Genomic DNA, 24,968 nt, shown 5'->3' on the forward strand with positions numbered 1-24,968 from the left:
GCTCCACGCTGTCGTCTATTGATGGGTAGCCCTGGCGCCCGATGTCGAATCCTTGCGCTTAACCTGCAAGGCTGACCCCGTTCAGCCGCTATTTTTTTCGCCCAAGCATTAAATAAAAATTTCAAAACAAAATTTGAATTTATCTTTTCAAGTTTGTAGTGTGGCTTTACGTCACAGGTCATTCCGATCTGCCCGGGCGTTTGCCGTACCCTGAATTGAGTAGAGGTATCCCCATGGTTATCTGGTTATTGGCGGGACTCGCAGCAGCGATCGCCCTGGCGTATCGACAAGCCGCTGCCACCCTCTGGCTGGGTGCCGGCCTGGTCTGGCTGGCGGTCGGTTACCTGTTCAACGCAGTCGCCGGTTTCGGCGCCGGCGTGGTGGCGGTGCTGGTGCTGTTGCCCGCGCTGCTGCTGACGATCAAACCCTTGCGCCGCGCGCTGTTGACCAGCAAGGCCCTGGGCCTTTTTCGCGGCATCATGCCGGCAATGTCCGACACCGAGCGTGCTGCCATCGAGTCCGGCACCGTGTGGTGGGACGCCGAGCTGTTCAGCGGCAAACCGCGCTGGGAACGCCTGCTGCAAGCCGCACCCGCCAGCCTCAGCGCTGAAGAACAGGCCTTCCTCGACAACGAAGTGGAGACCCTGTGTGACATGTCCAACGACTGGGAAACCACCCAGGTCTGGCAAGACATGTCCCCCGAAGGCTGGCAGTACACCAAGGATGCCGGCTTCCTCGGCATGATCATTCCCAAGCAGTACGGCGGCAAAGGCTTCTCTCACTATGCGCATTCGCAAGTGGTGATGAAGCTCTCGACCCGCTGCTCGGCGGCGGCGATTTCGGTGATGGTACCCAACTCCCTGGGCCCGGCCGAACTGCTGCTGCATTACGGCACCGACGCCCAGCGCAACTACTACCTGCCACGCCTGGCACGGGGCGAAGACATCCCGTGCTTCGCCCTGACCAGCCCGTATGCCGGCTCCGACGCCGGCGCGATTCCAGACCTGGGCATCGTCTGCAAGGGCATGCACGAAGGCGAGGAAGTACTGGGTTTCCGTGTGACCTGGAACAAGCGCTACATCACCCTCGGCCCAATCGCCACCGTGCTCGGCCTGGCCTTCCGCGCCGAAGACCCGGACGGTCTGCTCGGCCAGCCGGGTTCCCTGGGCATCACCTGCGCGTTGATCCCCACCACCCATCCGGGGGTGAACAGCGGCCGGCGTCACTGGCCACTCAACGCGGTATTCCAGAACGGCCCGACCACCGGCAAGGATGTGTTTATCCCGCTGGAATGGGTGATCGGCGGCCGCGAGCAAGTCGGCAACGGCTGGCGCATGCTGATGGAATGCCTGGCGGCTGGCCGGGCGATTTCCCTGCCGTCGGCCAACGTCGGCCTGGGCAAGGTGGCTGTGCGCGGCACCACCGCTTATGCGGCGATGCGCAAGCAATTCGGCCTGCCCATCGGCAAGTTCGAAGGCGTGCAGGCGCCCCTGGCGCGCATGGCCGGGCATCTGTATGCCTGCGACGCGGTGCGCAAGGTCTCGGTAGCGTCATTGGATGCCGGTGAAAAACCCTCGGTGATCTCGGCCATCGCCAAGTATCACGTTACCGAGCGGGCACGCATCATCGTCAACGACGGCATGGACATCGTGGCCGGCAAGGGCATCTGCATGGGGCCCAACAACTTCCTCGCCCGGGCCTACCAGCAAAGCCCCATCGCCATCACGGTGGAAGGCGCGAACATCATGACTCGCTGCCTGATCATCTACGGCCAGGGCTTGATCCGCTGCCATCCGTATGTGTTCCGCGAGATGGAAGCGGCGCGCAATACGGACCGGCGCAAGGCCCTGGTGGATTTTGACAGCGCAATGTTCGGTCACCTGAGCTTCGTGCTGGCCAATACCGTGCGTGCCGCAGTGTATTCGCTGACGGGCGGACGGCTGATTTCCGTGCCGGGCAAGACCGATCCGGCGCTGGCGTCCTACTACCGCCAGGCCAATCGGCTGTCGGTGGTGTTGGCGTTGATCTCGGACATTTCCATGGGCGTGCTGGGCGGTGCCCTCAAGCGCAAGGAAAGCATCACCGGGCGGCTGGGAGACATTCTGTCCCAGCTGTACATCCTGTCCTGCGTGCTCAAGCGTTTTGAGGATGATGGCCGGCCACAGGCAGATTTGCCGCTGGTGCATTGGGCGGCCCAGGACGCGTTGCTGCGCGCCCATGAGGCCCTGGCCGAAGTGCTCGACAACTACCCGTCGAAAGCCGCGGCGGCGGTGGTGCGTGGCTTGACGTTCCCGTTCGGTATTCCACAGCGCAAACCGTCGGATCGCCTGTTGGCGCAAGTGGCGGAGCTGGTGCAGGTGCCGGGGGAAACCCGCGACCGCTTGCTGGGCAATTCCTACATTCCTCGGCCGGAAATCGACAAGCTGGCTTACGGCGAGCTGGCCTTGCGCCTGTTGCCGCAAGTGGAGCTGATCGAGGCGCGGCTCAAGGGGGCGATCAAGCAAGGCCTGATCGAGCCAATGCCGATTTCCAGTGCGGCGTTTACTCCGTGGCGAGTCAAGGCGCGGGCGCTGGACCTGATCAGCGAGGAAGACGACAGCTTGCTCGCGCGCTATGTGGAATATGGCGATCACGCGATCCAGGTGGACGACTTCCCGCAGGACTTCGGTTTGCTGGAAGCCTTGCAACAGCGCCAGCAGGCGCTGGAACAGGCCGCCAAACCGAGCGCAAGACGCCGCGCCAACCAAGGCGAAAACGCGCCGGTCAACTGACTGGAACTGGAGGAACACGACCCCTGTAGGAGCTGGCTTGCCTGCGATAGCGTTGGTTCAGTGCCAGATGTGTTGGCTGACACACCGAAATCGCAGGCAAGCCAGCTCCTACAAGGATCGGGTTTCCATGGCAACACCGTGTTTGTGAGTGAATTTATCCATGAGTGACAGCTACCTCTCTTTCGTCAATTCCCCCTGGGGAGCCTGGTTGGCCCGCACTGCCGGGCTGCCCCAACCCCTGGCATTGCAACGTCACCGCAGCGGCCAGCAAGGCCTGGCCAACCCGGTAATCGTCGCGGGGGTAGGGCGCCTGGGGGCGCAAATCCAGCGCATCTTCACCGCCACCGATACAGTGACCGCCACCGCTGCGACCCTCAAGGCACCCTCCACGGTCAAGGTCCAGGGCGCGGTGTTCGACGCCAGCGACATTGCCGACCTCAAGCAGTTGGACGAGCTCTACGAATTCTTCCACGCCAACGCCAGGCGCCTTGGGCAGCACGCCCGGGTGGTGGTGCTCGGCACCGCGCCGGAGTTGTGCAAGGACCTGCCCCAGGCCATTGGCCAGCGTGCCCTTGAGGGCCTGGTGCGTTCGTTGGCCAAGGAGTTGCGCCGGGCGACCACCGTGCAGTTGATCTACGTCGCACCGGGTGCCGAGGACGGGCTGGAAAGCAGCCTGCGGTTCTTCCTGTCGCGGCGCTCGGCCTATGTCTCGGGGCAGGTAGTGCGCCTCGAAAAAACCGTCGATAGCCCAACCGAAATCAACTGGGACAAACCCCTCGGCGGCCGCCGTGCCCTGGTCACCGGCGCCTCCCGTGGCATCGGCCTGGCAATCGCCCAGGTGCTGGCCCGCGATGGAGCCCATGTGGTCTGCGTGGATGTGCCCCAGGCCCAGGATTCGCTGCAACAGGCGGCCGGCAGTGTCGCAGGCACCGCACTGGCGCTGGACATCACCGCCACCGATGCCGCGCAGCAGTTGCACGCCCATGTCAGCCAACACGGTGCATTCGACGTGGTGGTGCACAACGCCGGGATTACCCGCGACAAGACCATCGCCAAGATGACTGAGACCGCGTGGCGCAGCGTACTGGCGGTCAACCTGGAAGCACCGTTGCACCTGAGCACGGCGCTGCTGGAAAGCCAGGGCCTGAATCCGGGCGGGCGGATCGTGTGTGTCTCATCGATTTCCGGTATCGCCGGCAACCTCGGGCAAAGCAACTACGCCACCTCCAAGGCCGGGGTGATCGGCCTGGTACAAGGCCTGGCCCCGCAGGCGGCGGCGCAGCAAGTGACGGTGAATGCCGTGGCACCGGGCTTTATCGAAACCCAGATGACCGCGAAGATCCCGCTGATGATTCGCGAAGCGGGGCGGCGGATGAACTCGATGTCCCAGGGCGGGCAACCCATCGACGTGGCAGAAACCATCGCCTGGCTGGCGCATCCGGCATCCGGCGGGGTCAATGGCCAGGTGGTGCGGGTCTGCGGCCAAAGCCTGTTGGGAGCCTGAGCATGGACTATGTGACGCAGATTATTGACCCGCCGCCCTCGCGCTCGCGGCTGTTGCTGGACGGGGTATTGGGGCTGCGCAAACCGAAGCTGGAAGGCGAGCCGACGTTGCCGAAAGAACGCCTGGTGCGTTCGGCCGTCGAGCTGTCTGCCCAAGGGATCGCGGCTTACGGTCGGGCCTGTGGTTTCCGCCATGAGCAAGGCGTGCCGCTGTCCTATCCCCATGTGCTGGCGTTCCCCTTGCACCTGATGCTGCTGACCCGGCCGAGTTTCCCGTACCCGGCAAGCGGCATGGTGCATTTGGCCAATCGCATCCGCCAGCATCGACGGCTGGAGGCGGGCCAGGCCTTGCGCCTGGAGGTGTATTGCGAACGCTGGGTCGCCCATCCGAAAGGCCAGGCGCTGAGCATCGCCACCCGTGGCTACAGCGCGGGCGCCCTGATATGGGAGAGCGACAGCCTGTACCTGCGCCGTGACGTAAACGCGCCGGTTGGCGAGCCGTGGGACGACGCGTTGCCCTTGCAGGAAGAAGGTTTGCTGCGCACTCAACGCTGGGTGCTGCCGGCGGATCTGGGGCGGCGTTTCGCCAGGGTCTCGGGGGATTTCAACCCCATTCATACCTCGGTGATCGGCGCCCGATTGTTCGGTTTTCGCCGGGCCATCGCCCACGGCATGTGGACCCTTGGCCGCGCCCTGGCCGCCCAGCAACCCCCCGGCGGACTGGACCAGGCCGAGGCCCATTGCGACTTCAAGCTGCCGATCTTCCTGCCCGGCCAGGTCGCCTTGTGGAACGTTCCGCCAACCGGCCCGCGCCGTGAGTTTGAAGTGCGTAATTTCGCCGGTGACAAACCCCATATGCGTGGGCTGTTTATCTGGAATGAGACCGATCGATGAGTGACTACAGTTTCAACCCGGCCCCGACGAGCCGCGTGGCGATTATCGGCGGCAACCGTATCCCGTTCGCCCGCTCCAATACGGTGTACGCCCATGACAGCAACCAGGATCTGCTGGTCGCCGCCCTGCAAGGCCTGGTGGACCGCTACAACCTTCACGGCCTGCGCCTGGGCGAGTTTGCCGCGGGTGCGGTGATCAAGCACTCCCGGGATTTCAACCTGGCCCGGGAAAGCCTGCTGTCTACCACACTGTCTCCCGAAACCCCGGCCTACGACCTGCAACAAGCCTGCGGCACCGGCCTGGAAGCGGCGTTGCTGGTGGCGAACAAGATCGCCCTTGGGCAGATCGAAGTGGGCGTTGCCGGTGGTTCCGACACCACCTCCGACGCGCCCATCGGCATCAACGAGTCCCTGCGTCGCACCTTGCTTTCAGCCAACCGCGCCAAGGGCACCGGCGCCAGGTTGAAGGCCTTGGTGGGGGTGCGCCCGTCGATGTTTTTCAAGCCGCTGCTGCCGCGCAATGGCGAGCCGCGCACCGGCTTGTCCATGGGTGAACACTGCGAGGAAATGGCCAAGCGCTGGCAGATCAAGCGCCTGGCCCAGGACGAGTTGACCCTCACCAGCCACCAGCGGCTGGATGCGGCGTACAAGCAGGGTTTCTTCGATGATTTGATCAGCCCGTATCGCGGCCTGGCCCGGGACAACAACCTGCGGGCCGACGCCAGCCTGGAGAAACTTGCCGGCTTGTCCCCGGCCTACGACCGCCAGAACGGCACGCTCACCGCCGGCAACTCCACGCCCCTGACTGACGGCGCGTCGGTGGTGCTGCTGGCCAGCGAGGAATGGGCCGCCGAACGCGGCTTGCCCGTATTGGCGTACCTGCGAACCGGTGAAACCGCTGCGGTGAATTTCGTCGACGGCACCGAAGGCCTGCTGATGGCGCCGGCCTACGCCGTGCCACGCATGCTCAAGCGCGAGGGCCTGACGTTCGCCGACTTCGATCTGTTCGAGATCCACGAAGCCTTCGCCGCCCAGGTGCTGTGCACCCTCAAGGCCTGGGAAGATCCGGATTACTGCCGCGACCGCCTGGGTCTCGACGCGCCGCTGGGCAGCATCGACCGCAGCAAAATGAACGTCAACGGCGGCTCCCTCGGCTGCGGCCACCCCTTCGCCGCCACCGGTGGCCGGCAACTCGCGGCACTGGCCAAGGCGATCCACCAGCGTGGCGGCGGCCGCGGCCTGATTTCGATCTGCGCGGCGGGTGGGTTGGGCATTACCGCTATCGTCGAAAAGTAGTTCCCACCATAAAAACAACAAGGAGACTGCCATGAACGCTGTAAGCCTGGAACAGACCGAACGCCTCTGGTTGAACGCTTACCTGCCCGGCGTACCGGCAGACATCGACGCCGGCATCGAGGATTACCCGTCGTTGCGCGAGGTGTTCCTGGAGCACCTGCACAAATTCCGCGACCGCGTGGCCTACGTCAGCATCGGCACCGAAATGACCTACGCCGACTGGGAGGTGCAGGGCATCGCCTTTGCTGCGTGGCTGCAAGCCCAGGGTGTGAAGAAGGGCGACCGGGTGGCGCTGATGATGCCCAACTGCTTGCAGTACCCGATCTGCCTGCTGGGCACGATCCTCGCGGGTGCGGTGGTGGTCAACGTCAACCCGCTGTACACCGCCCGGGAGCTGCAGCATTTGCTCAAGGACAGTGGCGCAGAGACCCTGGTGATCTTCGAAAACTTCGCCCACACCCTGGAGAAGGTGGTGGCCGCCAGTACCGTCAAACGTGTGGTGATCGCGGCCATCGGTGACCTGCTCGGCACCTTCAAGGGCGCGGCGATGAACTTCATCCTGCGCAGCGTGCAGAAGCAGGTGCCGCGTTTCAACCTGCCAGGAGCCGTGCGCTTCAACCAGGTGCTGAAGCAGGGACGCGGCCAGACCCATCTCGCCGTGCCGATGAACCGCGAAGACCTGGCCTTCCTGCAATACACCGGCGGCACTACCGGCGATGCCAAGGGCGTCATGCTCAGCCACCGCAACATCATCGCCAACCTGTTGCAGGCCAAGGCGTGGGTCGGTGATCAGCTCGATCAGAACCAGCAGGAAACCAACGTCACCCTGCTGCCGCTGTACCACATCTTTTCCCTGACGGTGAACTGCCTGATGTTCATGTGCCTGGGCGGGCGCAACATCCTGATCGCCAACCCACGGGATGTGAAGCGGGTGCAGATGATCCTGCGCAAGGAGCGTTTCAACGGGATTGCCGGGGTGAATACGCTGTTCAACGGCCTGCTGGAAAACAAGGAATTCTGCGCCCGGGATTTTTCCGATTTGCGCATGGTGATCGCCGGCGGCATGGCCACCCATACCGCTGTGGCCAAGCGCTGGAAGGAAGTCACCGGCTTGCCGATCATCGAAGGCTACGGCCTCACTGAATGTTCGCCGGTGGTGAGCATCAGCCCCATCGACATCTCACGCATGCGCGAGATGGAATTCACCGGCAGTATCGGCGTGCCGTTGCCGTCGACCTGGGTGCGGTTCATTCGTGAGGACGGTGAGTTGGCGGAACTGGGCGAGCAGGGCGAACTGCAAGTACGCGGCCCGCAGGTGATGCAGGGTTACTGGAAACGCCCGGCGGAAACCGCCGAGGTGCTGGATGCCGAAGGGTGGCTGTCTACCGGGGACATCGGGGTGATGAATGAGCAGGGCTTCATCCGCCTGGTGGACCGCAAGAAAGACATGATCCTGGTGTCCGGGTTCAACGTGTACCCCAACGAGATCGAAGACGTGGTGGCGTTGCATCCGGGCGTGGCGGAAGTGGCGGCGATCGGGGTTGAGGATGGGGTGACCGGCGAGAGGGTCAAAATCATCGTGGTGCGCAAGGACCCAAGTTTGACCCAGGAGCAGATTCTGGCGCATTGCCGGGAATATTTGACGGGGTACAAGGTGCCGCGGTTTGTCGAGTTTCGTACTGAAGAGTTGCCCAAGACGACGGTGGGCAAGGTGTTGCGCCGGGCGCTGCGCTAAGCCTGAGTGAACGCGGTCAAAAATGTGGGAGCGGGCTTGCCTGCGATGGCGGTGGATCAGTACCAGATGAGCTGGCTGACACACCGCCATCGCAGGCAAGCCAGCTCCCACATTGGATATCTGATGGCTGAAAATTATTAGTCAGTACGATCGTTCCCACGCTCTGCGTGGGAACGCCTCTTGTGACGCTCTGCGTCACGCTTTGGACGCGGAGCGTCCGGGGCTGCATTCCCACGCGGAGCGTGGGAACGATCGTCAGTCGTCGAATCCCACCTGCTCATGAATCTCATCGACCTTCAACTCCAGCCGATACGCCACGGCAATGAACAACGCCTGGCACAGGCACAGCGTCGCACTCAGTGACCTGAACGCAAACGACGAGCCTTCATTCACCAGCAACACCGTGCTCGCCCGCTTGGCCAGGGGCGACAGGTTGCTGTCGGTAATGATCAGGGTCTTGGCCTGATGGTGCTGGGCAATCCGCAGGCAGTGCTGGGTTTCCTTGCCGTACGGCGTAAAGCTGATGGCAATCACCAGGTCGTTGGCCCGCACACTGCGCATCTGCTCGCGATAGCTGCCGCCCAACCCCGAGACCAGATGGATGCGCTTGTTGGTGTGCTGCAGGTTGTACACCAGGTAGTCCGCCACGGCGAACGAGCGGCGCACGCCCACCACGTAGATATTGTCGGCATTCACCACCAGGTCCACGGCCTTGTCGAAGGCTGCGTCATCCAGTTCCAGCCCCAGGCGCTCGATCCCGGAGAGGGTGGCATTCACGCACTCACGCGCCAGGTCGCCGCCGCTGGCTTTCTGCGACTTGTTGGCGATCATGCTGCGGATGCGTTGCTGGTAGTTCTGCACCGGCGTGGTCTTGTGGGTGTAGGCCTCGCGGAACAGCGCCTGCATTTCACTGAAACCACTGAACCCGAAACGCTGGGAAAACCGCACGATGGCCGACGGGTGCACTTCGCATTCACGGGCGATGTCGCTGATGCGGTCGACCATGATCCGGTCGCTCTGCTGGCTCATGTAGCTGGCGATGCGCTTGAGCTGGCGCGGCAGGCTCTCGTATTCATCGGTGATCAGCTGCAACAACCGCTCGGCGTTCAGCGGCGGGCTGGCGAGTGCGTCTTCCGGGGCGCTCTGGGACATAGGGAATCCTTCTGGCTTGTTCTTATAGGGCGCGTCGAGGCGCCCCTGACAATAAGTCGATGTGCGCAAGTCTACAGGGTAGGCGCAAAAAAATACCTCGGCATCCCGCCCCACGGTGCAGCTGAAACGATGCACTGCGGCTGGAACATACCGATGATGGCGTATTGGAAAATATATTCCACAAAAAATATTTATAGAATAAATATTGATTGGCGTCACCAGACGTTCTAGTCTGCTTGCACCAAGAGCGTATGCCGCCACCGCGACGGCACACGCAGGCTGATAAAAATAACAGGAGCCAGCATGGGCCAGACTCGTTTTGCCAGTGGGCGTCAATTGGATCTGATTTGCCTGGGACGCCTGGGCGTCGACCTTTACGCACAACAAGTGGGTGCACGGCTGGAGGATGTCTCGAGCTTCGCCAAGTACCTCGGCGGTTCCTCCGCCAACATCGCGTTCGGCACCGCGCGGCTGGGGCTCAAGTCGGCGATGTTGAGCCGGGTAGGGGACGACCACATGGGGCGTTTCCTGCTGGAGTCCCTGGCCCGCGAAGGCTGTGACGTCAGCGGCATCAAGGTCGACCCGGAACGCCTCACAGCCCTGGTGCTGCTGGGCCTCAAGGACCGCGAAACCTTCCCGCTGGTGTTCTACCGCGAGAACTGCGCCGACATGGCCCTGCGCGCCGAAGACATCAGTGAAGCGTTCATTGCTTCCAGCAAGGCGCTGCTGATCACCGGTACCCACTTCTCCACCGACGGCGTGTACAAGGCCAGCATCCAGGCCCTGGACTACGCCGAGAAGCACAACGTCAAACGCGTGCTCGACATCGACTACCGCCCGGTGCTCTGGGGCCTGGCCGGCAAGGCCGATGGCGAAACCCGGTTTGTGGCCGACCAGAATGTCAGCCAGCACGTGCAGAAAATCCTCCCGCGTTTTGACCTGATCGTCGGCACCGAAGAAGAATTCCTGATTGCCGGTGGCAGTGAAGATTTGCTCACGGCATTGCGCACGGTGCGTGGCCTGACCTCGGCCACCCTGGTGGTCAAGCTTGGCCCCCAGGGCTGCACGGTGATCCACGGCGATATCCCGGCCCGCCTTGAAGACGGCGCGATCTACCCCGGGGTACGGGTGGAAGTACTCAACGTGCTGGGCGCCGGCGATGCCTTCATGTCCGGCTTCCTCAGCGGCTGGCTTGAAGACGCCAGCGACGAGCGCTGCAGCCAGTTGGCGAATGCCTGCGGCGGCCTGGTGGTGTCGCGCCATGCCTGCGCGCCGGCCATGCCGACCCGCGCCGAACTCGATTACCTGTTCAACAGCCCGGTGCCGATTACCCGCCCGGACCAGGACGCGGTGCTGCAACGCCTGCACCAGGTCAGCGTGCCGCGTAAGGTCTGGAAGCAGCTGTTTGTATTTGCCTTCGACCACCGCTGGCAGTTGGTGGAACTGGCACAAAAGGGCGGCCAGGACCTGGCGCGCATCAGCGCCCTGAAGCAACTGTTCATCCAGGCCGTGGAACGGGTTGAAAGCAAACTGGCGGAGCAGGGCGTCGAGGCTGACGTCGGGATTCTGGCCGACCAACGCTTCGGCCAGGACGCGCTGAACGCCGCCAGCGGTCGCGGCTGGTGGATCGCCCGCCCGGTGGAAGTCCAGAACTCACGGCCGCTGGCCTTTGAACACGGGCGCTCGGTGGGCAGCAACCTGATTGCCTGGCCCCGGGAGCAGATCATCAAGTGCCTGGTGCAATTTCACCCCGATGACGAGCCATTGCTGCGCCTGGAACAGGAAGCGCAACTCAAGGCCCTGTATCAGGCGTCCCTGGTCAGCGGCCATGAGCTGCTGCTGGAAGTCGTGCCCCCCAAGGATCACCCGTCCACTTATCCCGACGTGCTCTATCGCAGCCTCAAGCGCCTTTACAACCTGGGCATCTACCCGGCGTGGTGGAAGATCGAGGCGCAGTCGGCCGCAGACTGGAAAAAGCTCGACGAGCTGATCCAGGAGCGCGATCCCTACTGCCGGGGCGTGGTGCTGCTGGGCCTGAACGCTTCCGCCGAGTGCCTGGCCGATGGCTTCCAGCAAGCCAGCCAAAGCCAGACCTGCCGCGGGTTCGCCGTGGGTCGCACGATCTTCCAGGAACCGAGCCGAGCCTGGCTGGCGGGGGAGATTGACGATCAAGCCTTGATTGAGCAGGTGCAGTGCATCTTTGAGCAATTGATTAAGGCTTGGCGCAGTTCTCGAAGCTAAACACGCAATCAAATGTGGGAGCTGGCTTGCCTGCGATGGCATCACCTCGGTACACCTGTTAGACCGAGTCGCGCGCATCCCAGGCAAGCCCGCTCCCACATAAAGCAGATCTCAGGCAACTCTGAAAAAACAATAATAGGTGCAGCCATGCCCGCTATCCGAATTGGCATCAACCCGATCTCCTGGAGCAACGACGACCTGCCGGCCCTGGGCGGTGAAACGCCGTTGAGCACGGCCCTCAGCGAAGGCAAGGACATCGGCTACGAAGGCTTTGAACTCAACGGCAAATTCCCCAAGGACGCCAAAGGCGTCGGCGATGTATTGCGCCCCTACGACCTGGCGCTGGTCTCCGGCTGGTACTCCAGTCGCCTGGCCCGGCGCTCGGTGGCGGAAGAAATCGAAGCCATCGCCAGCCACGTCGAACTGCTGCGTGAAAACGGCGCCAACGTGTTGGTGTATGGAGAAGTCGCCGATTCGATCCAGGGTTCGCCGGTGCGCCTGATCGAACGCCCGCGCTTCCACAGCGAACAGGCCTGGCAGGAATACGCCGACAAACTCACCGAACTGGCGCGCTTCACCCTGTCCCAGGGCGTGCGCCTGGCGTACCACCACCATATGGGCGCCTACGTCGAATCCCCGGAAGACATCGACCAACTGATGCGCCGCACCGGCCCGGAAGTCGGCCTGCTGTTTGATTCGGGCCACTGCTACATGGGTGGCGGCGAGCCTATCGAGGTGCTGCGCAAACACATCGCCCGCATCTGCCACGTGCACTTCAAGGATGTGCGCAAGCCGGTGGTGCAACTGGCACGCAACCAGATGTGGAGCTTCCCGGATTGCATCGTCAACGGCACCTTCACCGTGCCCGGCGACGGCGATATCGACTTCGCCGCGCTGCTGGACGTGCTGCTGGCTGCCAATTACCAGGGTTGGCTGGTAGTGGAGGCCGAGCAGGATCCTGCCGTGGCGCCGAGCTACATCTATGCGAAGAAGGGTTACGACACCCTGCGCGCACTGTTGAGCGAGAGGACTGGACAATGAGCCTGTTGGTCAAAAGCAGCAAACGCGGGCAAACCCTGGTGGCGCTGGAAGAAGGGCGCCTGGAATACGTGGGCTTCGCCGCCTACCGCCTGAGCCTGGGTGAAACCTTGCCAGTCACCGCCGGCGACAAGGAACTGTGCCTGGTGCTGCTCAGCGGCCGGGTGACTATCCAGGGCGAAGGCTTCAACTGGGAAAACCTCGGTGATCGCCACTCGGTGTTCGAAGACAAGTCGCCATTCGCCGCTTATTTGCCGCCAGGCACCGACGCCCAGGTCACCGCGCTGAGCGACGTGCAAATTGCCGTCTGCGCCGCTCCCGGCTCGACTGACGCAGGTCTGGCACCCCGTCTGATTCGCCCCGAGCAATGCAAGCGCAGCGTACGCGGCAAGGGCGCCAACACCCGCTACGTGTGCGACATCCTGCCCGACAGCGAGCCTGCCCATTCGCTGCTGGTGGTGGAAGTGCGCACGCCGTCCGGTCACTCGTCGAGCTACCCGCCCCACAAGCACGACACCGACGATCTGCCGCACCAGAGCTTTCTCGAAGAAACCTACTACCACCAGATCAACCCGCCCCAGGGCTTTGTGTTCCAGCGGGTCTACACCGACGACCGCAGCATCGACCAGGCCATGGCCGTGGAAAACAGCGACCTGGTGGTGGTGCCCAAGGGGTATCACCCGGTCAGCGTGCCGTATGGCTACGAGTCTTACTACCTGAACGTGATGGCCGGCCCCAAGCGCGCCTGGCATTTCCATAACGACCCGCAGCACAGCTGGCTGCTGGATCTTTAAGCACTTTCGACGGAGAACAATAATGAGCAACGCCCCGGTAATCGGCCATTACATCAACGGCCAAGTGCACGACAGCGCCAGTGAGCGTTTCAGCAATGTGTTCAACCCGGCCACCGGCGAAGTCCAGGCCCGCGTCGGGCTGGCCAGCCAGAAGACCGTCGATGAGGCCGTGGCGTCGGCGCTGAAAGCCTTCCCGGCGTGGTCCGAGCAATCGTCCCTGCGCCGTTCGCGGGTGCTGTTCAAGTTCAAGGAATTGCTCGACCAGCACCACGATGAGCTGGCTGAAATCATCAGCCGCGAACACGGCAAAGTGTTCTCCGACGCCAAGGGCGAAGTCACCCGTGGTATCGAGATCGTCGAGTTCGCCTGCGGTGCGCCAAACCTGTTGAAAACCGATTTCAGCGACAACATCGGCGGCGGCATCGACAACTGGAACCTGCGTCAGCCACTGGGCGTGTGCGCCGGCATCACCCCGTTCAACTTCCCGGTGATGGTGCCGCTGTGGATGATCCCGCTGGCGCTGGCCACCGGTAACTGCTTCATCCTCAAGCCGTCGGAGCGCGACCCGTCCGCCAGTTTGCTGATGGCCCGCCTGCTGACCGAAGCCGGTCTGCCCGACGGTGTGTTCAACGTGGTGCAGGGTGACAAGAGCGCGGTAGACGGCCTGTTGCAGCACCCGGATATCGAGGCGATTTCGTTCGTCGGTTCCACCCCGATTGCCGAGTACATCCACCAGCAGGCCACCCAGCGCGGCAAGCGTGTGCAGGCATTGGGCGGGGCGAAGAACCATATGATCGTGATGCCCGACGCCGACCTGGATCAGGCGGCTGACGCCTTGATCGGCGCGGCTTACGGCTCGGCCGGCGAGCGCTGCATGGCGATCTCGATTGCCGTGGTGGTGGGCGATGTCGGCGACAGGCTGATCGAAAAACTGCTGCCGCGTATCGACCGGTTGAAGGTCGGCAACGGTATGCAAAAAGACAGCGAGATGGGCCCGCTGGTTACCGCCGAACACAAGGCCAAGGTCGAAGGGTTTATCGACCAGGGCGTGGCCCAGGGCGCGAAGCTGATCGTCGACGGTCGTGGCTTCAAGGTGCCGGGCGCGGAGGGTGGTTTCTTCGTCGGTGCGACCTTGTTCGATAACGTCACCACCGAAATGAGCATCTACCAGCAAGAGATTTTCGGGCCGGTGCTGGGCATCGTGCGGGTGGCGGATTTTGCCAGCGCCGTGGCCTTGATCAACGCCCATGAGTTCGGCAACGGCGTGTCGTGCTTTACCAGCGACGGCGGCATTGCCCGTGCCTTTGCCCGCACCATCAAGGTCGGGATGGTCGGCATCAACGTGCCGATTCCGGTGCCGATGGCCTGGCATTCGTTCGGTGGCTGGAAGCGCTCGCTGTTCGGCGACCACCACGCCTATGGCGAAGAAGGCATTCGTTTCTACAGCCGCTACAAGAGCGTCATGCAACGCTGGCCCGACAGCATCGCCAAGGGCCCTGAATTCAGCATGCCAACTGCCAAGTAAAATTTTTTCGAGTGTGGAGCACAACAATAATGAAGTCGCCTCTACGTTTTGCCCTGAACCGCATGGTCGCCCCCAGCCTTTCCCTGCCCGATTTTATCCAGCTGGCGGTGACCCTGAAATGCGACGCCATCGAGATCCGCAACGACCTCAAGGGCATCGAGATTGAAGACGGCACCCCTGCCAGCCGCGTGCGCGAATTGTGCGCGGTGCATGGCATCACGGTGCTGTCGATCAACGCGCTGTACCCCTTCGATGTGTGGAATGACGAACGCCGTGCCCAGGCCATCAAGCTGGCTGCCTATGCCCGCGAATGCGGCGCGCAGGCGTTGGTGATGTGCCCGTTGAACGACCGCGCCGACTCGCGCAACGAAGCCCAGCGCGCGGCCGGTTTGCGCACCGCCTTGAGTGAACTGGCGCCGATCCTGCGGGAATACGGGATTCTCGGTTTTGTCGAACCCCTGGGGTTTGAAGAATGCTCCCTGCGCCGCAAGCGCGTGGCAGTGGATGCGATCAAGGCCATCGGCGGTCTGGATGTGTTTCGCGTGGTGCACGACACCTTCCACCACCACCTGGCCAGTGAACATGAGTTCTTCCCCGAACTGACTGGGCTGGTGCATATCTCCGGTGTGGAAGATGCCGACGCACCGCTGAACTCGATCCGCGACGGCCACCGTGTGCTGGTGGGCGAGGGCGATATCCTGGGCAATGCCGCGCAGATCGACACGCTGCTCAGCACCGGCTACAGCGGCCACCTGTCGTTCGAACCGTTCGCCGAAAGCGTGCACGGCCTGGCCGATATCAAGCAGGCATTGGGGGCGAGCATCGCCCACCTGCAGAAACGATAAGGAGCACCCCATGACCACAACCCGATTGACCATGGCCCAGGCCCTGGTGAAGTTTCTGGATAACCAGTACATCGAAGTCGACGGTGTGCAGAGCAAGTTTGTCGCCGGCATCTTCACGATTTTTGGCCACGGCAATGTGCTGGGCCTGGGCCAGGCCCTGGAGCAGGACAGCGGCGACCTGGTGGTGCATCAGGGCCGCAACGAACAGGGCATGGCCCACGCGGCGATTGGTTTTGCCAAGCAGCACTTGCGCCGCAAGATCTACGCGTGCTCCTCCTCGGTGGGGCCGGGTGCGGCGAATATGTTGACCGCCGCGGCGACCGCGACCGCCAACCGGATTCCGTTGCTGCTGTTGCCCGGTGATGTCTACGCCAGTCGCCAGCCCGATCCGGTACTGCAACAAATCGAACAGTTCCACGACTTGAGCATCAGCACCAACGACGCGTTTCGTGCGGTCAGCAAATACTGGGACCGCATCAACCGCCCGGAACAGCTGATGACGGCGGCGATCCACGCCATGCGCGTGCTCACCGACCCGGCGGAAACCGGCGCCGTGACCCTGGCCCTGCCGCAGGATGTACAGGGCGAAGCCTGGGATTACCCGGATTACTTCCTGCAAAAACGCGTGCACCGTATCGACCGTCGCCCGGCGACCGAAGCGATGCTGGGGGATGCCGTGGCGGCGTTCAAGGGCAAGCGCAAACCGCTGATCGTGTGTGGCGGCGGGGTCAAATACTCCGGGGCGAATGCCGCGCTGCAAGCCTTTGCCGAACGCTTCGACATTCCTTTCGCGGAAACCCAGGCGGGCAAGAGTGCGGTGGTTTCAAGCCATCCACTGAACCTCGGCGGTCTTGGTGAAACCGGCTGCCTGGCGGCGAACCTGCTGGCACCCGAGGCGGATCTGATCATTGGTATCGGCACGCGCTATACCGATTTCACCACGTCGTCGAAGTCACTGTTCAAGCATCCTGAGGTGCAGTTTCTCAACCTGAATATCAGCCCGTGCGACGCACTGAAACTCGATGGCGTGCAGTTGCTGGCGGATGCCAAGGTTGGCCTGGAAGCACTGGCTGAAGCCTTGGGCGACTACCGTTCCAGCTGGGGGGATCAGCCACGGGATGCCAAGGCGCAATTGGACGTCGAAGTCGACCGGATCTACCAGGCGGAATACCAGACTGAAAACTTCGTCCCTGAAATCAACGACCACATGGACCCGGCGGTGCTGCGTGAGTTTATCGAGCTGACCGGTTCCTGCCTGACCCAAAGCCGCGTACTCGGTGTGCTCAACGACACCCTGGCCGACGACGCAATCATCGTCGCCGCCGCCGGCAGCCTGCCCGGTGACTTGCAGCGCAGCTGGCGCAGCAAGGGCGTCAACACTTACCACGTCGAATACGGTTATTCGTGCATGGGCTACGAGGTCAACGCCGCATTGGGCGTGAAGCTGGCCGAGCCCGAGCGCGAGGTGTACGCACTGGTGGGCGACGGCTCGTACATGATGCTGCACTCGGAGCTGGCCACCTCGATCCAGGAGCGGCGCAAGATCAACGTGGTGCTGCTGGACAACATGACCTTCGGCTGCATCAACAATTTGCAGATGGAACACGGCATGGACAGCTTCGGCACCGAGTTCCGCTTCCGCAATCCCGAGACCGGCAAGCTCGACGGCGGTTTTGTGCCGGTGGACTTCGCCATGAGTGCGGCGGCCTATGGTTGCAAGACCTACAAGGTCAACACCGTGGAGCAGTTGCAGGCGGCGCTGGCCGATGCGCGCACGCAAACCGTGTCGACGCTGATTGATATCAAGGTCCTGCCGAAAACCATGATCCACAAATACCTGTCGTGGTGGCGCGTCGGTGTGGCGCAGGTGTCCACCAGCGCGCGCACCGATGCGGTGGCCAAACAACTCAATGAACGCCTGGCCAAGGCCCGGCAGTACTAATAACAAGAGGAGTGTTTTCATGTCTTTGAAGTTGGGTGTTATCGGTACTGGCGCCATTGGCCAGGATCACATTCGTCGCTGCAGCCAGACCTTGCTCAACAGCCAGGTGGTGGCCGTGACCGACATCAACCTTGAGCAGGCGGCCAAGGTCGTCGCTGACCTGAAACTCACCGCCGAGGTGTACCCGGACGGCCACGCGCTGATCAATTCGCCGCAGGTCGAGGCGATCCTGGTGACCTCATGGGGCCCGAGCCACGAAGAATTTGTGTTGGCGGCGATTGCGGCCGGCAAACCCGTGTTCTGCGAGAAGCCGCTGGCGGTGACTGCCGAAGGCTGCCGCAAGATCGTCGAGGCCGAAGTGGCCCACGGCAAGCGCCTGGTGCAGGTGGGTTTCATGCGTCCGTATGACCAAGGCTATCGCGCCTTGAAAGCCGTGATCGACAGCGGCCAGATCGGCGAGCCGCTGATGCTGCACTGTGCCCACCGCAACCCGAGGGTGGGTGAGAACTACAAGACCGACATGGCGATCACCGACACCCTGATCCACGAGCTGGATGTGTTGCGCTGGTTGCTGGCCGATGACTACGTGTCGGTGCAGGTGGTGTTCCCGCGTAAATCGAGCAAGGCGCTGGCGCACTTGCGTGACCCGCAGATCGTGCTGCTGGAAACCGCCAAGGGCACGCGCATCGATGTGGAAGTGTTTGTGAACTGCCAGTACGGCTACGACATCCAGTGCGAAGTGGTGGGGGAGACTGGCATTGCGAAATTGCCGGAGCCGTCCCAGGTGCAGATGCGCAGCGGGGCCAAGCTGTCGAACGCGATCCTTATGGATTGGAAAGACCGGTTCATCGCGGCGTATGACGTTGAGCTGCAGGCGTTTATCGACGGTGTAAGGGCAGGGCAAGTGGGGGGGCCGTCGGCGTGGGATGGTTTTGCCGCGGCGGTGGCGGCGGATGCGTGCATTGAGGCGCAGAACAGTGGGCAGATTGTGAAAGTGGGCCTGCCACCGCGTCCGCATTTCTACGGCTAACCACAATCCTCACTGATGTAACGCAGTCAGTGTGGGAGCGGGCTTGCTCGCGAATGCGGCCTTTCAGTCAACATTTGCATCGACTGACCCACCGCATTCGCGAGCAAGCCCGCTCCCACATTTGACCGAGTTCCTACCTCAAATTCGGGAGATCTCAAGCATGCGCATCGCATTAGACCCCTACATGTACCGCCACCTGCCCCTCGGCCAAATGGTCGACAAGGCCGCCGAGCTCGGCTACCAGCACATCGAACTCTCGCCCCGGGAAGACTTCCTGCCGTTCTACAAGGCCCCCCGGGTCGACCGCGCGCGCATCAAGGAATTTCGCAAGGCCCTGAGCGACGCCGGCGTGCAACTCTCATCCCTGCTGCCCATGTACCACTGGGCCGCCGCCGACGAAGGCCTGCGGGTTGCCGCCGTGCGCAACTGGAAGCGTGCGATCCAGATCGCCGTGGAAATGGACTGCGAGCTGGTCAACACCGAATTCACCGGCCAGTCCGACAACCCGTTGGTGTGCGAAAACCAGTTCATGCGCTCCATGGACGAGCTGATGCCGGAGTTCGAGCGCGAAGGCATCAAGCTGGATATCCAGGCGCATCCGTACGACTTCTGCGAGCGCAACAACGAGTCGGTGGACATCATTCGCGGCCTCGACCGCGACTGGATCAACTACCTCTACGCCGCGCCGCACACCTTCTTCTATGACGACGGCAAGGGCGATATCGCCTCGATGCTCAAGTACGCAGGCTCCAAGCTCAGCCACTTGATCATTGCCGACACTTACAACCACCGCGCTTCGTCCAACCTGCGCTACATCGTCAACCCGCCGGGCGTCACCGCCACCGTGCACCAGCACCTGGACATCGGCCAGGGCGAGGTCAACTGGGAGGCGTTTTTCGGCACTCTGCGGGAAATCAAGTTCGACGGCATTGCCACGGTGTCGGTGTTTGCCTGGGAAGACCGGCCGGATGAGTCCAACCGGATGATGCTGGAGCGGGTGACCCGCGAGTTGTGCTGTTAGACCGTTGTGGCTTGCCCTGTGGCGAGGGAGCTTGCTGCCCCGAAAAGCTTGCGACTGCTACGCAGTCGAGCGGGAGCAAGCTCCCTCGCCACAATTAACCAAGGAGTATTTGTATGCGAATCGGACTGGTTGGATACGGCAAAGGCGGCCGTGTATTTCATGCACCCCTGATAGCCAGCCTGCCGGGGGCGACCTTTGTCGGCGTGGTGACGCGGTCACCCGAACGTCGCCAGCAACTGGCGACGGATCACCCCGGAGTGAAGGCCTTCGACAGTATCGGGCAGATCACCGAGGCCGGTGTCGACGTGCTGGTGATCTCCACCACCCTCAAGGGCCGTCCGGCCCTGGTGCTGGAGGCCATTGAGCACGGTGTGGCGGTGGTCAGCGACAAACCCTTTGCCAGCAATGCCGAACAGGCCCAGGCCTTGATCACCGCCGCCGAGCGCCAGGGCGTGCTGCTCAGCGTCTACCAGAACCGGCGCTGGGATTCGGACTTCCTGACCCTGCGCAAGCTGATCGACGCCGGAGCCCTGGGCTCCGTCACCCGCTTTGAATCCCGGGTGGAGCGCTACAACCCGGGCTCGGTGGGCAATGCCAGCGGCGGCGGCTTCCTGCGGGACTTGGGCAGCCACTTGGTGGACCAGGCCATGCAACTGTTCGGCCCGGTGGACCGGGTGTTCGCGCAGTTGCACTACACCGCCGATGAGCGGAGCGTGGACCACGGCTTCTTTGTATCGCTGACCCACGCCAACGGGGTGATTTCACACCTGTGGGGCAGCGCCCTGCAAAACAGCCAGGCCCCGCGGTTTCGGGTGAATGGCACGGCCGGTTGCTACACCATCGAAGGGCTGGACGGCCAGGAAGAGGCGCTGCTGGCCGGCAAGACCCCGAAAACCGAAGGCGAGCACTGGGGCGCTGAAGAACATCGACGCTGGGGCTGGTTCGAGCAGGGGCCGGATCGTGAGCGGGTGCCGTCGGAAAAGGGCCGTTGGAATCAGTTCTACAGTCAGCTGCAAAGCGCGGTGGAAGGCCACGGCGAGTTGCCGGTGAACGTCCTGGATGCGCTGGCAACCACCCGCGTACTGGACGCCGCGCGCCTGAGTTCAGAGCGCCAGCAGGTAGTGGAAATGGCGGCTATGGAGCCTCATGGATGAAAAATAGAATAAAATTCTAAAACAGGTTGATATGGAAATTATTTTCCAATAAAGTCATTCCAGGTTGCATAAAGTACGTTCGGACTCGATTCGGGCGACTCGACAAAAACAAGATCAAAACAACCAGGTACCGTCAGATGAAAATCTTCAACGCTGTACTGCGAGTTTTACGTCCTGCCCTCCAGCCACGCGGTCTGCCCCGCGCCCGGCCGTTTTACTTTTCCCTCCTGAATGTCCTGTGCGTCGAAAGCAAGGGTTCCCTGGTGTGCTGCATTCCGGGGGCGCCGATCGTTCGACTGCCGACCGCTTCGCTCTGAAAAACGCAACGTCCACAAAACCAACAAGAAATTGGAGACAGACCGTTCATGAAGACCCCGATCCGTTTTACCGCGCTGGCCCTGTCCATGATGCTCGCCAGTGGTTTCGCCACGGCGGCCGATATCAAGGTGGGCGTGAGCATGTCGGCGTTCGATGACACCTTCCTGACTTACCTGCGCGAGGACATGGACAAGCAAGCCAAGTCCTACCCCAAGGGTGACGGCGTGCAGCTGCAGTTCGAAGACGCCCGCGCCGATGTGGTCAAGCAACTGAGCCAGGTCGAGAACTTTATCAGCCAGAAAGTCGACGCCATCATCGTCAACCCGGTCGACACGGCGTCTACCGCCAATATCAGTAAAGCGGCCCTCGCAGCGGGCATTCCGCTGGTGTACGTCAACCGTCGTCCCGACCAGACGGATCTGCCCAAAGGCATCGTGGCCGTGACCTCCAATGACGTCGAGGCGGGTCGCCTGCAAATGCAGTACATCGCCGAAAAGCTCGGCGGCAAGGGCAAGATCGTGATCCTGCTGGGTGACCTGGCGAACAACTCCACCACCAACCGCACCAAGGGGGTGAAGGAAGTCCTGGCCAAATACCCAGGCATCACCATCGAGCAGGAACAGACCGGCATCTGGCTGCGTGACAAGGGCATGACCCTGGTCAACGACTGGCTGACCCAAGGCCGTGAATTCAACGCGGTGCTGGCCAACAACGACGAGATGGCCATCGGTGCGTCCATGGCGTTGAAGTCGGCGGGCACCAAGCCGGGCACCGTGTTGATCGCCGGGGTGGATGGCACACCGGACGGTTTGAACGCGATTACCAAGGGCGACATGGCCGCGTCGGCGTTCCAGGATGCCAATGGCCAGGCCGTGGGTTCGGTGGAAGCGGCGCGCAAGATGGCCAGGCACGAGCCGGTCGAGCAGAACGTGGTGATCCCGTTCAAGCTGATCACGCCGGACAACGTCAAAGACTTCAAGTAGCCCTTAATAACAACAATAAACCGGCAGGGCAGCCACGGCGGCCCTGCTGACGGAGTACCCGATATGTTTGCTCAAGCGACTGCTTCCCAGCCTCCCGGTATCCAGCCCTTGGTACTGGAAGAACCCTATCTGCTGGAGATCTCCAACATCAGCAAAGGCTTTCCCGGCGTCGTGGCCCTGGCCGATGTGCAGCTGCGGGTGCGCCCCGGCTCGGTGCTGGCGCTGATGGGCGAGAACGGTGCGGGCAAGTCGACACTGATGAAGATCATCGCCGGCATCTATCAGCCCGACGCCGGTGAAATCCGCTTGCGTGGCAAGCCGATCAAATTCGAAACACCGCTGGCGGCGCAGAAGGCCGGGATCGCGATGATCCACCAGGAACTCAACCTGATGCCGCACATGAGCATCGCCGAGAACATCTGGATCGGCCGCGAACAGCTCAACGGCCTGCACATGGTCAACCATCGGGAAATGCACCGCTGCACCGCCGAACTGCTGGCGCGGCTGCGGATCAATCTCGACCCGGAGGAACACGTCGGTAACCTGAGCATTGCCGAGCGGCAGATGGTCGAGATTGCCAAGGCGGTGTCCTATGACTCCGTCATCCTGATCATGGATGAACCGACCTCCGCCATTACCGACAAGGAAGTGGCCCACCTGTTTTCGATCATTGCCGACCTCAAGTCCCAGGGCAAAGGCATCATCTACATCACCCATAAAATGAACGAAGTATTCGCCATCGCCGATGAAGTGGCGGTGTTCCGCGATGGCGCCTATATCGGCCTGCAGCGGGCCGACAGCATGGACAGCGACAGCCTGATCTCGATGATGGTGGGGCGTGAGCTGAGCCAGCTGTTCCCGGTGCGCGACAAGCCCATCGGCAATCTGCTGCTGTCGGTGCGCGACCTGCGCCTGGATGGGGTATTCCAGGGCGTGTCGTTCGACCTGCACGCCGGCGAAATTCTCGGTATCGCCGGGCTGATGGGCTCCGGGCGGACCAATGTGGCCGAAACCATTTTCGGCATCACCCCAAGCTCCGGCGGCGAGATCCAGTTGGACGGCAAGACCGTGCGCATCACCGACCCGCATATGGCCATCGAGAAGGGCTTCGCGCTGCTGACCGAAGACCGCAAGCTCAGCGGCCTGTTCCCCTGCCTATCGGTACTGGAAAACATGGAGATGGCTGTGCTGCCGCATTACTCCGGCAATGGCTTTATCCAGCAAAAAGCCCTGCGTGCCCTGTGCGAAGACATGTGCACCAAGCTGCGGGTGAAAACCCCGTCGCTGGAGCAATGCATCGACACCTTGTCCGGTGGCAACCAGCAAAAAGCCCTGTTGGCCCGCTGGCTGATGACCAACCCACGGCTGCTGATCCTCGACGAACCCACTCGCGGTATCGACGTGGGCGCCAAGGCCGAGATCTACCGGCTGATTTCCTACCTGGCCAGCGAAGGCATGGCGGTGATCATGATTTCCTCGGAGCTGCCCGAGGTGCTGGGCATGAGCGACCGGGTGATGGTGATGCACGAAGGCGACCTGATGGGCACCCTGGACCGCGCGGATGCGACCCAGGAAAAAGTCATGCAACTGGCTTCCGGTATGACGGCGGTCCACTAACGAACAGACGGCGCCGGCCCGTTGTGGCCGGCGCAACGCGATAAAAAAGGTGAGTGGTTATGAACGCGATACTGGAAAGCAAACCCGAGGAAAAGAAGCCCGCTGCGGCGCCGGTCAAGCACCGTCGACGCATGCCCACCGAGCTGAGCATCCTGCTGGTGCTGATTGGCATCGGCCTGGTGTTTGAGTTGTTCGGCTGGATCGTGCGCGACCAGAGCTTCCTGATGAACTCCCAGCGCCTTGTATTGATGATCCTGCAAGTGTCGATCATCGGCCTGCTGGCGATTGGCGTGACCCAGGTGATCATCACCACCGGTATCGATTTGTCCTCGGGCTCGGTGCTGGCGTTGTCGGCGATGATCGCCGCCAGCCTGGCGCAGACTTCCGACTTTTCCCGTGCGGTGTTTCCGTCATTGACTGACCTGCCGGTGTGGATACCGGTGGCGATGGGCCTGGGCGTGGGGCTGCTGGCGGGGGCGATCAACGGCAGTATCATTGCGGTCACCGGGATTCCACCGTTTATTGCGACCCTCGGCATGATGGTCTCGGCCCGTGGCCTGGCGCGTTACTACACCGAAGGCCAGCCGGTGAGCATGCTCTCGGACTCCTACACGGCCATCGGCCACGGCGCGATGCCGGTGGTGATCTTCCTGGTGGTGGCGGTGATCTTCCATATCGCCCTGCGCTACACCAAGTACGGCAAGTACACCTACGCCATCGGCGGCAACATGCAGGCGGCGCGCACCTCGGGCATCAACGTCAAGCGCCACCTGATCATCGTCTACAGCATCGCCGGCCTGCTGGCAGGCCTGGCCGGTGTAGTGGCGTCGGCACGGGCGGCCACCGGGCAGGCGGGCATGGGCATGTCCTATGAGCTGGACGCGATTGCCGCTGCGGTGATCGGCGGTACCAGCCTGGCGGGCGGGGTAGGGCGCATCACCGGCACCGTCATCGGCGCGTTGATTCTCGGCGTGATGGCCAGCGGGTTTACCTTCGTCGGCGTGGATGCCTACATCCAGGACATCATCAAGGGCCTGATCATCGTGGTGGCGGTGGTGATCGACCAGTATCGCAACAAGCGCAAACTCAAGCGCTGACACGGTCCTCAAG

Annotated in this window: 18 protein-coding genes; 17 read left to right on the plus strand and 1 reads right to left on the minus strand. The window is 62.4% G+C overall.

The window, feature by feature from the left end:
* The first annotated feature begins 233 nt into the window (after nt 1-233).
* The 5 genes from HX839_RS00645 to HX839_RS00665 all read left to right on the plus strand — a co-directional run bounded on the left by HX839_RS00645 (nt 234) and on the right by HX839_RS00665 (nt 8,198).
* Nucleotides 234-2,771, plus strand: coding sequence for an acyl-CoA dehydrogenase (locus HX839_RS00645; protein ID WP_177066598.1), 2,538 nt, complete (start codon nt 234-236; stop codon nt 2,769-2,771).
* A gap of 160 nt (nt 2,772-2,931) precedes the next feature.
* Nucleotides 2,932-4,275, plus strand: coding sequence for a 3-oxoacyl-ACP reductase (locus tag HX839_RS00650; RefSeq protein WP_177066599.1), 1,344 nt, complete (start codon nt 2,932-2,934; stop codon nt 4,273-4,275).
* A 2-nt stretch (nt 4,276-4,277) separates the two neighbouring features.
* Nucleotides 4,278-5,168 (plus strand): MaoC/PaaZ C-terminal domain-containing protein, encoded by an 891-nt coding sequence (locus tag HX839_RS00655; protein WP_177022787.1) that lies wholly within the window; start codon nt 4,278-4,280, stop codon nt 5,166-5,168.
* Entirely contained in the window at nt 5,165-6,463 is a 1,299-nt protein-coding gene (locus tag HX839_RS00660; protein WP_177066600.1) for an acetyl-CoA C-acetyltransferase, read from the plus strand. The genes HX839_RS00655 and HX839_RS00660 overlap by 4 nt, the downstream gene beginning before the upstream one ends.
* A 31-nt stretch (nt 6,464-6,494) precedes the next feature.
* A complete protein-coding gene (locus HX839_RS00665) occupies nt 6,495-8,198 on the plus strand; it encodes an AMP-binding protein (RefSeq protein ID WP_003214676.1) in 1,704 nt (567 codons plus the stop codon).
* A 255-nt stretch (nt 8,199-8,453) separates the two neighbouring features.
* Here HX839_RS00665 and HX839_RS00670 read toward each other — a convergent pair whose 3' ends face one another.
* Nucleotides 8,454-9,350 carry a MurR/RpiR family transcriptional regulator gene (locus tag HX839_RS00670; protein WP_003214679.1) on the minus strand — a complete coding sequence of 299 codons (897 nt, stop codon included), beginning with the start codon at nt 9,348-9,350 and terminating at the stop codon, nt 8,454-8,456.
* Between the two features lie 303 nt (nt 9,351-9,653).
* Here HX839_RS00670 and iolC point away from each other — a divergent pair, with 303 nt between their 5' ends.
* The 12 genes from iolC (at nt 9,654) to HX839_RS00730 (ending at nt 24,955) form a co-directional block, all read left to right on the plus strand.
* Nucleotides 9,654-11,591: a 5-dehydro-2-deoxygluconokinase gene (iolC, locus tag HX839_RS00675; protein WP_134326828.1), complete on the plus strand. Its 1,938-nt coding sequence runs from the start codon at nt 9,654-9,656 to the stop codon at nt 11,589-11,591.
* A 147-nt stretch (nt 11,592-11,738) separates the two neighbouring features.
* Nucleotides 11,739-12,632 carry a myo-inosose-2 dehydratase gene (iolE, locus tag HX839_RS00680; RefSeq protein ID WP_003214685.1) on the plus strand — a complete coding sequence of 298 codons (894 nt, stop codon included), beginning with the start codon at nt 11,739-11,741 and terminating at the stop codon, nt 12,630-12,632.
* On the plus strand, nt 12,629-13,423 hold the full coding sequence (iolB, locus tag HX839_RS00685; protein ID WP_177008224.1) for a 5-deoxy-glucuronate isomerase: 795 nt from the start codon (nt 12,629-12,631) through the stop codon (nt 13,421-13,423). The genes iolE and iolB overlap by 4 nt, the downstream gene beginning before the upstream one ends.
* Nucleotides 13,424-13,445: 22 nt before the next feature.
* Nucleotides 13,446-14,948, plus strand: coding sequence for a CoA-acylating methylmalonate-semialdehyde dehydrogenase (locus tag HX839_RS00690; protein WP_177066601.1), 1,503 nt, complete (start codon nt 13,446-13,448; stop codon nt 14,946-14,948).
* A 29-nt stretch (nt 14,949-14,977) separates the two neighbouring features.
* Nucleotides 14,978-15,793, plus strand: a complete 816-nt coding sequence (locus HX839_RS00695) for a TIM barrel protein (RefSeq protein WP_177050051.1) — start codon at nt 14,978-14,980, stop codon at nt 15,791-15,793.
* Between the two features lie 10 nt (nt 15,794-15,803).
* Complete coding sequence (gene iolD, locus HX839_RS00700) at nt 15,804-17,735, plus strand: 3D-(3,5/4)-trihydroxycyclohexane-1,2-dione acylhydrolase (decyclizing) (protein WP_177066602.1); 1,932 nt, start codon at nt 15,804-15,806, stop codon at nt 17,733-17,735.
* A 19-nt stretch (nt 17,736-17,754) separates the two neighbouring features.
* Nucleotides 17,755-18,765, plus strand: coding sequence for a Gfo/Idh/MocA family protein (locus HX839_RS00705; RefSeq protein ID WP_008437157.1), 1,011 nt, complete (start codon nt 17,755-17,757; stop codon nt 18,763-18,765).
* A gap of 160 nt (nt 18,766-18,925) precedes the next feature.
* A complete protein-coding gene (locus HX839_RS00710) occupies nt 18,926-19,786 on the plus strand; it encodes a sugar phosphate isomerase/epimerase family protein (protein WP_003214697.1) in 861 nt (286 codons plus the stop codon).
* A 113-nt stretch (nt 19,787-19,899) separates the two neighbouring features.
* Complete coding sequence (locus HX839_RS00715) at nt 19,900-20,940, plus strand: Gfo/Idh/MocA family oxidoreductase (RefSeq protein ID WP_102369291.1); 1,041 nt, start codon at nt 19,900-19,902, stop codon at nt 20,938-20,940.
* Between the two features lie 365 nt (nt 20,941-21,305).
* A complete protein-coding gene (locus HX839_RS00720) occupies nt 21,306-22,241 on the plus strand; it encodes a sugar ABC transporter substrate-binding protein (RefSeq protein WP_003214701.1) in 936 nt (311 codons plus the stop codon).
* 63 nt (nt 22,242-22,304) lie between these two features.
* The gene (locus HX839_RS00725) at nt 22,305-23,858 is read left to right on the plus strand and encodes a sugar ABC transporter ATP-binding protein (protein ID WP_177066603.1); all 1,554 of its coding nucleotides are present in this window, start codon (nt 22,305-22,307) and stop codon (nt 23,856-23,858) included.
* Nucleotides 23,859-23,917: 59 nt separating this feature from the next.
* Nucleotides 23,918-24,955, plus strand: coding sequence for an ABC transporter permease (locus HX839_RS00730; protein ID WP_003214704.1), 1,038 nt, complete (start codon nt 23,918-23,920; stop codon nt 24,953-24,955).
* The last annotated feature ends 13 nt before the right edge of the window (nt 24,956-24,968 follow it).

This window comes from Pseudomonas sp. I8001, assembly GCF_013385345.1.
Lineage (GTDB): Bacteria > Pseudomonadota > Gammaproteobacteria > Pseudomonadales > Pseudomonadaceae > Aquipseudomonas.